This is a genomic window from Streptomyces sp. NPDC001787 (assembly GCF_040297465.1).
Classification (GTDB): Bacteria; Actinomycetota; Actinomycetes; order Streptomycetales; family Streptomycetaceae; genus Streptomyces.
This window is the reverse complement of the sequence record NZ_JBEOZE010000003.1, coordinates 288,315-301,106: the sequence shown is the minus strand read 5'-3', so window position 1 is coordinate 301,106 and position 12,792 is coordinate 288,315. Positions and strand designations below refer to the sequence as shown.

14 protein-coding genes are annotated in these 12,792 nt (G+C 68.5%); 6 read left to right on the top strand and 8 right to left on the bottom strand.

The window, feature by feature from the left end; genetic code table 11:
* Nucleotides 1–62: 62 nt before the first annotated feature.
* Nucleotides 63–647 (bottom strand): dihydrofolate reductase family protein, encoded by a 585-nt coding sequence (locus tag ABT170_RS06315; RefSeq protein ID WP_329944729.1) that lies wholly within the window; start codon nt 645–647, stop codon nt 63–65.
* Between the two features lie 169 nt (nt 648–816).
* On the opposite strand from ABT170_RS06315, the gene ABT170_RS06310 reads away from it, so the two are divergent.
* On the top strand, nt 817–1,392 hold the full coding sequence (locus ABT170_RS06310) for a TetR/AcrR family transcriptional regulator (protein ID WP_351864476.1): 576 nt from the start codon (nt 817–819) through the stop codon (nt 1,390–1,392).
* Nucleotides 1,393–1,671: 279 nt separating this feature from the next.
* The gene (helR, locus tag ABT170_RS06305) at nt 1,672–3,819 is read left to right on the top strand and encodes an RNA polymerase recycling motor ATPase HelR (RefSeq protein ID WP_351864473.1); all 2,148 of its coding nucleotides are present in this window, start codon (nt 1,672–1,674) and stop codon (nt 3,817–3,819) included.
* A gap of 15 nt (nt 3,820–3,834) precedes the next feature.
* Here the strand turns inward: helR and ABT170_RS06300 are convergent, their stop codons facing one another.
* The gene (locus ABT170_RS06300; RefSeq protein ID WP_329944726.1) at nt 3,835–4,209 is read right to left on the bottom strand and encodes a DUF4259 domain-containing protein; all 375 of its coding nucleotides are present in this window, start codon (nt 4,207–4,209) and stop codon (nt 3,835–3,837) included.
* A gap of 103 nt (nt 4,210–4,312) precedes the next feature.
* Entirely contained in the window at nt 4,313–4,795 is a 483-nt protein-coding gene (locus ABT170_RS06295; RefSeq protein ID WP_329944725.1) for a MarR family winged helix-turn-helix transcriptional regulator, read from the bottom strand.
* Nucleotides 4,796–4,904: 109 nt separating this feature from the next.
* Here ABT170_RS06295 and ABT170_RS06290 point away from each other — a divergent pair, with 109 nt between their 5' ends.
* Nucleotides 4,905–5,654: a dienelactone hydrolase family protein gene (locus tag ABT170_RS06290; RefSeq protein WP_351864468.1), complete on the top strand. Its 750-nt coding sequence runs from the start codon at nt 4,905–4,907 to the stop codon at nt 5,652–5,654.
* Here ABT170_RS06290 and dnaB read toward each other — a convergent pair whose 3' ends face one another.
* Nucleotides 5,655–7,130 (bottom strand): replicative DNA helicase, encoded by a 1,476-nt coding sequence (dnaB, locus tag ABT170_RS06285; RefSeq protein ID WP_266922157.1) that lies wholly within the window; start codon nt 7,128–7,130, stop codon nt 5,655–5,657. It lies immediately after the preceding gene.
* Nucleotides 7,131–7,588: 458 nt separating this feature from the next.
* On the opposite strand from dnaB, the gene ABT170_RS06280 reads away from it, so the two are divergent.
* Nucleotides 7,589–8,926, top strand: a complete 1,338-nt coding sequence (locus ABT170_RS06280) for an MATE family efflux transporter (RefSeq protein ID WP_329944723.1) — start codon at nt 7,589–7,591, stop codon at nt 8,924–8,926.
* A 171-nt stretch (nt 8,927–9,097) separates the two neighbouring features.
* Here ABT170_RS06280 and rplI read toward each other — a convergent pair whose 3' ends face one another.
* The 4 genes from rplI to rpsF all read right to left on the bottom strand — a co-directional run bounded on the left by rplI (nt 9,098) and on the right by rpsF (nt 10,822).
* Nucleotides 9,098–9,544 carry a 50S ribosomal protein L9 gene (gene rplI, locus ABT170_RS06275; protein WP_329944722.1) on the bottom strand — a complete coding sequence of 149 codons (447 nt, stop codon included), beginning with the start codon at nt 9,542–9,544 and terminating at the stop codon, nt 9,098–9,100.
* A gap of 18 nt (nt 9,545–9,562) precedes the next feature.
* Nucleotides 9,563–9,799, bottom strand: a complete 237-nt coding sequence (gene rpsR, locus ABT170_RS06270; protein WP_003967857.1) for a 30S ribosomal protein S18 — start codon at nt 9,797–9,799, stop codon at nt 9,563–9,565.
* Nucleotides 9,800–9,842: 43 nt separating this feature from the next.
* Entirely contained in the window at nt 9,843–10,457 is a 615-nt protein-coding gene (locus ABT170_RS06265; RefSeq protein WP_351864463.1) for a single-stranded DNA-binding protein, read from the bottom strand.
* Nucleotides 10,458–10,531: 74 nt separating this feature from the next.
* A complete protein-coding gene (rpsF, locus tag ABT170_RS06260) occupies nt 10,532–10,822 on the bottom strand; it encodes a 30S ribosomal protein S6 (protein ID WP_266922161.1) in 291 nt (96 codons plus the stop codon).
* 281 nt (nt 10,823–11,103) lie between these two features.
* Between rpsF and ABT170_RS06255 the strand changes: the two genes are divergently transcribed.
* Together ABT170_RS06255 and ABT170_RS06250 are read left to right on the top strand one after the other, a co-directional pair.
* Entirely contained in the window at nt 11,104–11,418 is a 315-nt protein-coding gene (locus ABT170_RS06255; protein ID WP_329944720.1) for a hypothetical protein, read from the top strand.
* Between the two features lie 151 nt (nt 11,419–11,569).
* Nucleotides 11,570–12,688: a lipid II:glycine glycyltransferase FemX gene (locus ABT170_RS06250; RefSeq protein WP_329944719.1), complete on the top strand. Its 1,119-nt coding sequence runs from the start codon at nt 11,570–11,572 to the stop codon at nt 12,686–12,688.
* Nucleotides 12,689–12,792 lie beyond the last annotated feature (104 nt).

Sequence of the window (12,792 nt, the reverse complement as noted above, 5' to 3'; positions counted from 1 at the left end):
CCGCGGGGGAGGGACGGGCCGGCCGGGACCGGCGGCCAGGAAGCAGGGCCGGGCGGTACGCCTCAGCCCTTGCGGCCGTATGTCCTGACCAGCACCCCGTTCTCGAAGGAGCGCACGTCCTCCAGGGTGAATTCGGTGACCGCGAAGTCCGACCCGAACATCGGCATCCCGCTTCCGTACACCAGCGGATACGTCTTGATCACCAGCTCGTCGATCTCGTCGAGCAGCTCTCCCGCCAGCTGCGAGCCTCCGCAGAGCCAGATGTCCAGCTCGCTGTCCTCGGCCTTGAGCTCCCTGACCCGGGCGACCAGACCCTCGGAGATGATCTCCACATTCGCGTCCGGTGACTCGGCGAGTGTCCGGGACGCCACGAACTCCCTCAGGTGGCCGTACGGGCTGGTGATGCCCATGTCCAGCGCCAGCTGATAGCTGGACCGCCCCTGGATCACGGTGTCGAAGTGTCCGTGCTTCGCGTCCTGGAGTCCGTGCGCCTCGCGGCCCTGGACCGCGATCGTCTCCGGGTACCCCGAGGTGAGGAATCCGAGGAACTCCTCGCTGACGAAGGGATACATCGTCGACGCATCGCCCTGGGGATCGCCGATGAACCCGTCGATCGAGCAGGCGATGAAGTACGTGAGCTTTCGCAAGTGTTCCCCGTTCCACGTTCGGCACAGGCCGAAGAGTCCTGTTCAAGGTGACAGCCGCGGCACTCACGCACCGCGCCTCAACCACTTCGCTTATAGTGCTTCATGTGTAGTGGTTAAGCAAGCCTCTTTTACGGGAGGCGATCAGCGGAGACCGGCGAGGAGCAGGGCCATGGCGAAGAACCCCGAGCGCAGAACGGCGCTCACGGACGCGGCGATCGAGGTGCTGGCGCACGAAGGAGCGCGCGGGCTCACCTTCCGCGCGGTGGATGCGCGGGCCGGTGTGCCGGTGGGCACGGCCTCCAACTACTTCAGCAGCCGCGACGACCTGTTCATGCAGGCGGGCGCGCGCATCAACAGCCGTATGACACCCGACCCGGACCGGGTCGAGCAGGCGATGCGCCCCGCGCCCTCCCGCGAACTGATCGCCGATCTGATGCGCTGGCTCGTCCAGCGCATGGCCGAGGACCGCACCGGCTATCTGGCCATGCTGGAACTCCGGCTGGAGGCCACGCGCCGGCCCGCCCTGCGGGCACAACTGACGCGGACGGTGCGCACGGCCTTCGACGACAGCGCCCGGTTCCACCAGGACGCGGAACTCCCCGGCGACACCGACGCGTTCCTCGTCCTCTACCTGGCCATGACCGGTGTGCTCCTGGAGCACTTCACCCTGCCCGACATGCTCGGCGACATCGAACTGGACCGGGTGGTGGAGACCGTCGTCACGCGCATCATGCCCCAGCGGTAGACGGCCACGGGGCGTCGGCGCCGCACCTCACCCGCGGCGACCGGGGCCACGGCAGGACGCACGGGGGCGCCGGGGCTTCTTGCCAGGAGGGTGTCGCCGACAGCCGGCGGACGAGAGGGGAAAGGGGAGTACCCACGCCTTTCCACTTTCAACTTATAGCGCACGGGGGGCCTTGCGGCAAGGCCCCCCGTGTGCCGCAGAATCGTCCGCCGAGGCCACCGCCGGCCCACCGTCCCGCCGGACGCGACGGCCGCAACGGCCTCAGATCGGAGTCCTGCCGTGCACCCCCTGACCACCAGCGCGTTCGACCTTCCCGACCGTCTCTCCCCCAAGGCCGACCCGGCGCTGATCGCCGCTGACGAACGTCACTTCGCGGCCGTCGCGGACTGCCTCGAAGCGTCGCTCGCCGAACTGTCCGACCGCCTCGACGCCGAGCGCCGGGCGCCCGGGGTCATCGGCCGGCAGGCGATGGACCGGGACCTGGAGATCCACCGGCTGACCGCTCGCCTGCGCGCACTGCGCCGCTTCGGCCTGGACCTGTGCCTCGGGCACATGGTCAGCGAGGAGAGCGGCGAACCCGTGTACGTCGGACGGTTCGGCCTGACGGACAGCGCGGACCGCCGGCTGCTGCTCGACTGGCGCTCCCCCGCGGCCGAGCCGTTCTTCGGGGCCACCCACGCCAACCCGATGGGGCTGACCAGCCGCCGCAGATACCGCTGGACCCGCGGCCGGATCAGCGACTACTGGGACGAGGTGTTCACCTCGGACGGCTTCGCCGGGAACGCCGCACTCGATGACCAGTCCGCATTCATCGCCAGCCTGGGCAGCAACCGGTCCGCGCGGATGCGCGATGTGCTCGGCACCATCCAGGCCGACCAGGACGCCATCATCCGCGCGGGCTCCCGCGGCGCTCTCGTCGTCGACGGCGGGCCGGGCACGGGCAAGACCGTCGTCGCCCTGCACCGCTCCGCCTACCTCCTTTACTCCGACCCCCGCCTCGGTCGCCGCCGCGGCGGCGTACTGTTCGTCGGCCCGCACCAGCCCTATCTGGGCTACGTCGCCGATGTCCTCCCCAGCCTCGGCGAGGAGGGCGTGCAGACCTGCACCCTGCGCGACCTCGTCACCGAGGGAGCCGAGGCGACGGCCGAGACCGACCCGGCCGTCGCCCGGCTGAAGTCCTCCGCGGAGCTGGTCAAGGCGGTCGAGACGGCCGTCAGGTTCTACGAGGACCCGCCCGCCGGGGGAATGACGGTCACGACCCACTGGTCCGACATCCGGCTGAGCGCCGACGACTGGGCCGCGGCGTTCGAAGCTGCGGAACCCGGTACGCCGCACAACGAGGCGCACGACCAGATCTGGGAGGAGCTGCTCACGATCCTGGTGGACAAGCACGACGGCGATGCCCCGGACGACCAGCTCCGCGCGTCACTGGGACGGAACAGGGAGCTGCGCACGGCCTTCAACCGCGCATGGCCGCTGCTCGAAGCGGCCGACATCGTCGCAGACCTGTGGTCGGTACCCGCCTATCTGCGCAAGTGCGCTCCCTGGTTCGGCTCTGACGAGGTGGCGCTGCTGCAACGCGAAAACACCCGTGCCTGGACGGTGTCCGACCTGCCGATCCTGGACGCGGCACGGCAGCGGATCGGCGACCCGGAGGCGTCCCGGCGCAGGCGGCGGCACAGAGCCGCGGTCGCCGCCGAACGCGAGCACATGGACCAGGTCGTCGACGCCCTGCTCGAAGCCGACGACGACGGGGAGGGCCTGGTCACGATGTTGCGCGGGAAGGACATCCAGAACACCCTGGTCGACGAGAGCGCACCGACCGGCATCGAGCCCGACCTGCTCGCCGGCCCGTTCGCGCACATCGTCGTGGACGAGGCCCAGGAGCTGACCGACGCGGAGTGGCAGATGCTGCTGCTCCGGTGCCCTTCCCGGAGCTTCACCGTCGTCGGCGACCGGGCCCAGGCCAGGCACGGTTTCACGGAGTCATGGCAGGAACGGCTCGAACGGGCCGGCCTCGACCGGATCGGCCTGGCCTCCCTGAGCGTCAACTACCGGACGCCGGAAGAGATCATGGCGGAAGCCGAGCCGGTCATCCGCGCGGTGCTCCCGGACGCCAACGTACCGGCCTCGATCCGCAGCAGCGGTCTCCCCGTCGTCCACGGATCCGTCGCGGAACGGGACTCGATCCTCGGCGCCTGGCTCGCCACGCACGCCGACGGGACCGCCTGTGTCATCGGCGATCCCACGTTCCCGGAGACACCCCGCGTCCGGTCGCTGACCCCGCAGCTGTCGAAGGGGCTCGAATTCGACCTGGTCGTCCTCATCGACCCGGACACGTTCGGCGAGGGCGTCGAGGGAGCGGTCGACCGCTATGTCGCGATGACCCGGGCCACCCGGCAACTCGTCGTCCTCACGAGCGGCTGAGGGCCGTCCCGCCGGCTACTCCATGTGCGCGGCAGCGGCCTCGGCCAACTGGTCGAAGGTGCCGATCAGCACCGCCCGCCGTTCCTCCTTGTAGTCCTGCGAGGGTTCCAGATCGTCGATCGTCCGCTCCCAGACGGCTATGAAGTGCTTCTTCCACTTCTCCACCAGCTCCGGGCGCAGCGGGGTGTCCGAGGTGTGGCCGGCCCGGGTGAGGACGGTCAGCAGCTCCAGCTGGCACGGCACGGCGACTCCCCAGTACTCGTCGGCCTCGATCTCGACCGGATCGCCGTCCATCGCCTCGGCGACCTCCGCGACGAGCCGGTCGATGAAGGACGACAGATAGTCCCTGGCCGTGTCGCTCTCGAAGTTCCCGCTGCCCCACGTGCCCATGGCTGCTCCTCCGCATGGTGTCGTCACATCACGATGAGGACATCGAAGCAGGGAGCACTGACAACGCGGTCCGGGAGGACCTTCACCGCAGCATGGCCAACGCTCAAGCGGTACGGGTGTGGTGGTCCAGCAGGCGCGTGAGCAACCGCGTGAACTGTTCGCGCTCGGCCGGAGTCAACGGCGCGAGCAGTTCGTCGTGGAGGCCGTCCAGGACGTCGTCGAGAAGGCGGAGCTGACGGCGGCCCCGGGCGGAGATCGTGATGATGTTGCGGCGCCGGTCCTCGGGATCCGGTGCCCGCTCGACGAAACCGCGCTCGGCCAGCTCGTTGAGCACGCCGACCATGTCGCTGCGGTAGATGCCGGTACGCCGGCTCAGCACCGCCTGGCTGCCGGGCCCCAGATCCTGGAGCGAGGCGAGCACGGCGTAGTGCCACTTACGGGTGTCGACCCGGGCCAGGCCCTCGGAGATCAGCCGGTCCGACCGTACGGTCAGCTGCGACAGCAGCCGGCTCGCCCGCCGGCGCAGCCTGTCGGGCGTCGCGAGCGCGCCGTCGTCGGGCAGGTCCGCGGCCTCGGATCCGGTCATGGCGCCCATCCTACTCATTGCGTTAGTCCGACTAACGATGTAGTTTCGCTCGCGCCAAGATCGTTAGCGTGACTAACGTTGTTCGAGCGGACTCCAAGGAAGGAAGATCTTGCCCACCACGACAGTGCGGATTCCCACCCCGGACGGCCGGGCCGACGCTTTCGCCGCTTTCCCCGACGGCGGCGAGCGGCACCCGGGGGTGCTGCTGTACCAGGACGCCTTCGGCCTGCGGCCCGAGCTGGAGGACAAGGCCCGCGAACTGGCCGCGCACGGCTACTACGTGCTCGTCCCCAACGTCTACTACCGGCACGGCCCGGCACCGGTGACCGGGCTTCCCGGGCACATCGGGAAGGAGATCCGGCCCGCGGTCATCGACCGGCTGATGCCCCTGATCACGGCACACACCACCGAGAGGGTCCTGCGCGACGCCGACGCGTACCTCACGTACCTCGCCGACCGGCCCGAGGTCACCGCCGGCCCCGTCGCCGCGATCGGCTACTGCATGGGCGGCGCCCTGGCCGTACGCACCGCGGCGGCCCACCCCGGCCGGGTCGCCGCCGTCGCCGGATTCCACCCCAGCCCCTTGGTCACCGACGCACCCGACAGCCCGCACCACCTCTTCGGCGAACTCACCGCACAGGTCCATCTCGGCCTCGCCGAGGGCGACATGACCCCCGAGACCACCGCTGGACTCCTCCAGGCCCTGGATGCCGCGGGTGTCGAGCACACCACCGAGATCTACCCCGGTACCGTCCACGGCTTCACCATGTCCGACACCGACGCCTTCGACCCTTCAGCGGTGCAGCGCCACTGGGACCGCCTGCTCCTGCTGCTCCGCCGGACCCTGCCCACCGGCTGATCAGGTCTGCGCCATGTCGACGAAGCGGGAGTAGTGGCCCTGGAAGGCCACGGTGATGGTGGCCGTCGGGCCGTTGCGGTGCTTGGCCACGATCAGGTCCGCCTCGCCGGCCCGGGGCGACTCCTTCTCGTACGCGTCCTCGCGGTGCAGCAGGATGACCATGTCCGCGTCCTGCTCGATGGAGCCGGACTCACGCAGGTCGGAGACCATCGGCTTCTTGTCCGTACGCTGCTCCGGTCCACGGTTCAGCTGCGAGAGGGCGATGACCGGCAGCTCCAGCTCCTTGGCCAGCAGCTTGAGGTTTCGGGACATGTCCGAGACCTCCTGCTGCCGGCTCTCGGCGCGCTTCGCGCCGCCGGACTGCATCAGCTGGAGATAGTCGATGACCACGAGCTTGAGCTCGTTGCGCTGCTTGAGGCGGCGGCACTTCGCGCGGATCTCCATCATGGAGAGGTTCGGCGAATCGTCGATGTACAGCGGGGCGGCCGAGACATCGGGCATCCGCCGGGCGAGCCGCGTCCAGTCCTCGTCGGTCATCGTGCCGGAGCGCATGTGGTGCAGAGCCACCCGCGCCTCCGCGGACAGCAGACGCATCGCGATCTCGTTGCGCCCCATTTCGAGCGAGAAGATCACGCTCGGCAGGTTGCTCTTGATGGAACAGGCCCGCGCGAAGTCCAGGGCCAGCGTGGACTTTCCCATGGCGGGACGCGCCGCGATGACGATCATCTGGCCGGGGTGCAGCCCGTTCGTCAGGGCGTCCAGATCCGTGAAGCCGGTCGGCACACCGGTCATCTCGCCGCTGCGTGAACCGATCGCCTCGATCTCGTCGAGCGCGCCTTCCATGATGTCGCCGAGCGGCAGATAGTCCTCGCTGGTCCGCTGCTCGGTGACGGCGTAGATCTCGGCCTGCGCGGAGTTGACGATCTCGTCGACATCGCCGTCGGCCGCGTATCCCATCTGCGTGATCTTCGTGCCGGCCTCGACGAGCCGCCGGAGGACCGCCCGCTCGTGGACGATCTCCGCGTAGTACGAGGCGTTGGCCGCGGTCGGCACCGACTGGACCAGGGTGTGCAGATACGGGGCTCCGCCGACCTTGGTGATCTCCCCCCGCTTGACCAGCTCGGCGGCGACCGTGATCGGGTCGGCCGGCTCGCCCTTGGCGTAGAGGTCGAGGATCGCGGTGTAGACCGTCTCATGGGCCGGGCGGTAGAAGTCGTGGCCCTTGATGATCTCCACGACGTCGGCGATGGCGTCCTTGGACAGCAGCATGCCGCCGAGCACCGACTGCTCCGCGTCGAGATCCTGCGGCGGCACCCGCTCGAAGCCGGGGGAGCCACCGTCCCAGCCGTCCTCCGAGCCCCGGTCGTGCCGGTCCTCGCGCCCCTTGCGGTCTCCGCGGCGCTGACGGGAAACGGGCAGACGGTCACTGGGACCGGTGTCGGCCCAGGGGTCGTCCAAAGGCTCGGGAATGCTCACCGGGCCACCTCCTCCCGTCCGCTTCGCGGACCTCGCCATGCCACTCTTTCTTACGGCACGGCACCGACAAACAGGCCGCCCGACTCCGCTTCCGGCGCGTCGAGTTCTGCGGGTTCCGAGGCCGGAACGGAGTGCGGGCGCCGGACCACGGTAGGCCGCTCCGCACCGTCAGCCAATCTGGTTATCCACAGGGCATGTGGACGACGGACCAGATGCTGTGGAGAACTCCGCCGAACCTGTGCACGGACCGGGGGACAGCACTGTGGACAAACTCATAGCCGACCGGCCATTAATGCCCTGACCTGCATGTTCTCCATCCACTGACTGTGGGGGAGAAAAACTTTTGCCCTCAGCTCAAGTTCGCCGCGCACCGCACACACCCGCGCGCGCAGCCAGGGCAAAAGTAAGGACTGAAATGACGTTGCATCTCTTACCTGTGGAAGATTAGATTAACCCCCATGACCCAGGCCTCCGCGACCCCGCCGTCCAGCCGCAGAAGGCATGACCGCGAGATCATCGCACTCGCCGTCCCCGCCTTCGGCGCACTCGTCGCCGAGCCCCTGTTCGTGATGGTCGACAGCGCCATCGTCGGCCATCTCGGCACCCCTCAACTGGCCGGTCTCGGCGTCGCCGCCGCGCTGCTGATGACCGCAGTGAGCGTCTTCGTCTTCCTCGCGTACGCCACCACCGCCGCCGTCGCGCGCCGGGTCGGCGCGGGTGACCTGCCGTCCGCGATCCGCCAGGGCATGGACGGTATCTGGCTCGCACTGCTGCTCGGTGCGGTCGTGGTGGCGCTCGCCCTCCCCTCCGCGCCCTGGCTCGTCGAGGTCTTCGGCGCATCCGATACCGCGGCCCCGTACGCCACCACGTATCTGCGGATCTCCAGCCTCGGCATCCCCGCCATGCTGGTGGTACTCGCCGCGACGGGTGTTCTGCGCGGACTCCAGGACACACGCACTCCCCTCTACGTCGCCATCGGCGGTTTCGCGGCCAATGGCGCGCTCAACGCGGCCCTCGTCTACGGCGCCGGCCTCGGTATCGCCGGATCCGCCTGGGGCACCGTGATCGCCCAGGTCGGTATGGCCATCGCCTATCTGATCGTGGTGGTGCGGGGAGCACGCCGGCATGGAGCCTCCCTGCGCCCCGATGCCGCCGGGATCAGAGCCAGTGCCCAGGCGGGCGTCCCGCTGCTCGTCCGTACGCTGTCTCTGCGCGCCGTCCTGATGATCGCCACCGCTGTCGCCGCCCGCCTCGGGGACACGGACATCGCCGCGCACCAGATCATCCTGTCGCTCTGGAGCCTCACGGCCTTCGCCCTCGACGCGATCGCCATCGCGGGACAGGCCATCATCGGCCGCTATCTCGGGGCGAACGATGCCAAGGGCGCACGTGAGGCCTGCCGCCGCATGGTGGAGTGGGGGCTCGGCTGCGGAGTGGTGCTCGGCGTACTGATCATTCTTGCCCGGCCCCTGTTCATCCCGCTGTTCACCAGCGACCCCTCGGTCAAGGACACCCTGCTCCCGGCACTGCTGGTGGTAGCGATCTCCCAGCCGATCGCAGGCGTGGTCTTCGTCCTGGACGGCGTACTGATGGGTGCGGGAGACGGGCGCTATCTCGCCTGGGCCATGCTGATCACCCTGGCCGTCTTCGCCCCGGTGGCCCTGCTCGTCCCCGCCTTCGGCGGTGGCCTCACCGCACTCTGGTGGGCCATGACCCTGATGATGGCGGTCCGGCTGGTGACCCTGTGGCTGCGTACCCGGTCGGGCCGCTGGATCGTCACCGGCGCCACACGCTGACCCAGCCACACCCACACGCGGGACCGGACACGCTGAAGCGAGCCGGCTCCACCCGCCGCCATCGTCGTTTCACGTGAAACCGAGGCCACGGCCACCGTCGTTTCACGTGAAACGACGAAGGGCCGCACCCACTGGGTGCGGCCCTTCACCTTGCTCTGCTGAGCTCTGCCCTTAGGCAGCAACGACCTCGATGCCGAGCTTCGCTGCGACCTCGGGGTGCAGACGCACGGACACCTGGTGTCCGCCGAGCGTCTTGATCGGCGAGCCGAGCTCGACGCGACGCTTGTCGACGTCGGGGCCACCGGCAGCCTTGATCGCCGAGGCGACGTCGGCCGGGGTGATGGAGCCGAAGAGACGGCCGGCGTCGCCGGAGCGAACAGCCAGACGGACCTTCACGGCCTCGAGCTTGGTCTTGATCTCGTTGGCCTGCTCGATCGTCGCGATCTCGTGGATCTTGCGGGCGCGGCGGATCTGCGCCACGTCCTTCTCGCCACCCTTGGTCCAGCGGATGGCGAAGCCACGCGGAACCAGGTAGTTACGGGCGTACCCGTCCTTGACGTCGACGACGTCGCCGGCGGCACCGAGGCCGGAGACCTCGTGGGTGAGGATGATCTTCATGCTCTTGTCACCCTTCCCTTATCGCGCGGTGGACGTGTAGGGCAGCAGCGCCATCTCACGGCTGTTCTTGACTGCCGTGGCGACGTCACGCTGGTGCTGCGTGCAGTTGCCGGTGACGCGGCGGGCACGGATCTTGCCACGGTCGGAAATGAACTTCCGCAGCATGTTCGTGTCCTTGTAGTCCACGTACTGGGTCTTGTCCTTGCAGAATGCGCAGACCTTCTTCTTAGGCTTGCGCACAGGCGGCTTCGCCATGGTGTTTCTCCTGTGTGATCAAGAAGTGGGGGTACGAGCTGCCCTAGAAGGGCGGCTCGTCCGAGTAGCCGCCGCCAGAGCCGCCGGAACCGCCGGAGCTTCCGCCCCAGCCGCCTCCGCCGCCCTGCTGGCCCCCGCTCTGCTGGCCGCCTGCCGGCGCGCCGGTGGCCCACGGGTCGTCGGCGGGAGCACCGCCGCCACCCTGCTGGCCACCGCCACCGGGACCGCCGCCCCAGTTGCCGCCGCCCTGCTGGCCGCCGCCGTATCCACCCTGGCCGCCCTGGCCACCGCGACCCGTGGTCTTGGTGACCTTGGCCGTGGCGTTCTTGAGGCTGGGGCCGACTTCCTCGACGTCCAGCTCGTAGACCGTGCGCTTGACGCCCTCACGGTCCTCGTAGGACCGCTGCTTCAGCCGGCCCTGCACGACGACGCGCATGCCTCGCTGGAGCGACTCCGCGACGTTCTCCGCCGCCTGACGCCAGACCGAGCAGGTGAGGAACAGGCCTTCGCCGTCCTTCCACTCATTGGTCTGCCGGTCGAAGATGCGGGGAGTGGACGCGACACGGAACTTCGCGACCGCCGCACCGGACGGGGTGAAGCGCAGCTCGGGGTCGTCGACGAGATTGCCGACGACCGTGATGACGGTCTCGCCTGCCATGGGTGAACCTCTCGGCGGGGATTGCTTCTGGCTGCTTGCTGCTACTCGAACCCGATGACCACTGAGCTAGATGCTCAGTGGGTCTCGGGACGGAGGACCTTGGTCCGGAGGACCGACTCGTTCAGGCTCATCTGGCGGTCGAGCTCCTTGACGATCGCAGGCTCGGCCTGCAGATCGATGACCGAGTAGATGCCCTCGGGCTTCTTCTTGATCTCGTAAGCGAGCCGACGACGGCCCCAGGTGTCGACCTTCTCAACCTTTCCGTTGCCCTCACGGACGACGGAGAGGAAGTTCTCGATCAGCGGGGAGACTGCTCGCTCCTCGAGATCGGGGTCGAGGATGACCATCACCTCGTAGTGACGCATGTGGAACCCACCTCCTTTGGACTCAGCGGCCACGGTCGTTCCGTGGCAGGAGGGTCGTGATGCGTAAGCAACAGTGTCTCCGAGTAAAACAGCCGCCACTGACAAATCCGCTCCGTGAAGAGGGACTCGCTCTGTGCTGACCTGGGCAGACACCGGTGCAGACCGTACAGAGTACCCGTAGACCGGCTTCCGGTTGAAATCCGGTGCCCGAAGGACGCAATCTGTACACATCGGATGTGAGCGGCGCTACAGTGCGCCGCCTTCCGGCCAGGAGGTACTCCATGGCACAGGCAATGCGACCCCGCCCCCCCGTTTCCCTCTTCGCCACGGACGGCAAGTCCCATCCGCTGCAGGACGGCCTGATGGCGGTGACCCTGGTTCTCGGCGCTCTCGCGTTCGTGACGGCGATGTTCCACAACCTGCACCTGATCAGCTCGTGGGCCGGTCTGATCGGGATCCTCACGGGCGCCTACGGGCAGTACATCTCGGTGACCACCCGCGAGAGGTTCCCGCTCATCCTCGGCCTCGGAGCGTCCGCCATCGGGTTCTTCCTGGGGATGGCCCACGGAGGCCTCTTCGGCGGTGTGATCGGCTGACCACGCCCCGCCCACGGCCGGGCACCGCCCCAAAGGGGACGGGACCCGGTCCGGGCGGGGCCAGACCGGGCGCTCCTCGGTCACAGTAGGCTTCGGCGCGAGAGCCGGAGCCCCTGACCGATGGGGACACACCTGCCGAGGAGCGCCCCGCATGAGCCTGACCCTGAGGACCATCAGCCGAGAGCAGCATCTGGCGTACATCCAGAGCCTGCCCTCGGCCAGTCACTGCCAGGTCCCGGCGTGGGCTGATGTGAAGACCGAATGGCGCTCGGAGAACCTGGGCTGGTTCGACCGCAACGGCGACATGGTGGGCGCGGGTCTCGTCCTGTACCGCCAGCTGCCCAAGATCAAGCGCTACCTCGCGTACCTCCCCGAGGGCCCGGTCATCAACTGGTACGCGCCCAACCTGGACGACTGGCTCAAGCCGATGCTCGCCCACCTCAAGCAGCAGGGCGCGTTCTCGGTGAAGATGGGCCCGCCGGTGGTCATCCGGCGCTGGGACTCGGCGGCCATCAAGTCCGGTATCCAGGACCCCGAGGTGAAGCGTCTGCGGGACGTCGAGGCCACGTACATCGAGCCGCGTGCCTTCGAGGTGTCGGACCGGCTGCGCAAGATGGGCTGGCAGCAGGGCGAGGACGGCGGCGCCGGGTTCGGTGACGTACAGCCCCGCTACGTCTTCCAGGTACCGCTGGCCAACCGTTCCCTGGAAGACGTCCTCAAGGGCTTCAACCAGCTCTGGCGGCGCAACATCAAGAAGGCCGACAAGGCGGGCGTCGAGGTCGTCCAGGGCGGCTACGAGGACCTCGCCGAGTGGCAGCGGCTGTACGAGATCACGGCCGTGCGCGACCACTTCCGGCCGCGCCCGCTCTCCTACTTCCAGCGCATGTGGACGGTCCTCAACTCCGAGGACCCCAACCGCATGCGGCTGTACTTCGCCCGGCACAACGGCGTGAACCTCTCCGCGGCCACGATGCTCGTCGTCGGCGGCCACGTCTGGTACTCCTACGGCGCCTCCGACAACATCGGCCGTGAGGTCAGGCCCTCGAACGCGATGCAGTGGCGGATGCTGCGCGACTCGTACGCGATGGGCGCGACCGTCTACGACCTGCGCGGCATCAGCGACTCGCTCGACGAGACCGACCACCTCTTCGGCCTGATCCAGTTCAAGGTCGGCACCGGCGGCGAGGCCGTCGAGTACGTCGGCGAGTGGGACTTCCCGCTCAACAAGCTGCTGCACAAGGCGCTCGACATGTATATGTCGCGCCGCTGATCCCGGTGACATCGGTGACGAAACCGGTGTCATTCGTTTCAATGGACACGCCGGCCGACGCGATCCCGTCGACGGACACTCCAGCAACTCCGTACACCTCTGAC

Bases quoted from the DNA above. Each gene is read 5' to 3' on its own strand.
- ABT170_RS06265 (WP_351864463.1), bottom strand. From the start codon at position 10,457: ATGGCAGGCGAGACCGTCATCACGGTCGTCGGCAATCTCGTCGACGAC.
- rpsR (WP_003967857.1), bottom strand. From the start codon at position 9,799: ATGGCGAAGCCGCCTGTGCGCAAGCCTAAGAAGAAGGTCTGCGCATTC.
- rpsF (WP_266922161.1), bottom strand. From the start codon at position 10,822: ATGCGTCACTACGAGGTGATGGTCATCCTCGACCCCGATCTCGAGGAG.
- ABT170_RS06250 (WP_329944719.1), top strand. From the start codon at position 11,570: ATGAGCCTGACCCTGAGGACCATCAGCCGAGAGCAGCATCTGGCGTAC.
- ABT170_RS06310 (WP_351864476.1), top strand. From the start codon at position 817: ATGGCGAAGAACCCCGAGCGCAGAACGGCGCTCACGGACGCGGCGATC.
- ABT170_RS06280 (WP_329944723.1), top strand. From the start codon at position 7,589: ATGACCCAGGCCTCCGCGACCCCGCCGTCCAGCCGCAGAAGGCATGAC.
- rplI (WP_329944722.1), bottom strand. From the start codon at position 9,544: ATGAAGATCATCCTCACCCACGAGGTCTCCGGCCTCGGTGCCGCCGGC.
- ABT170_RS06295 (WP_329944725.1), bottom strand. From the start codon at position 4,795: ATGACCGGATCCGAGGCCGCGGACCTGCCCGACGACGGCGCGCTCGCG.
- ABT170_RS06300 (WP_329944726.1), bottom strand. From the start codon at position 4,209: ATGGGCACGTGGGGCAGCGGGAACTTCGAGAGCGACACGGCCAGGGAC.
- ABT170_RS06255 (WP_329944720.1), top strand. From the start codon at position 11,104: ATGGCACAGGCAATGCGACCCCGCCCCCCCGTTTCCCTCTTCGCCACG.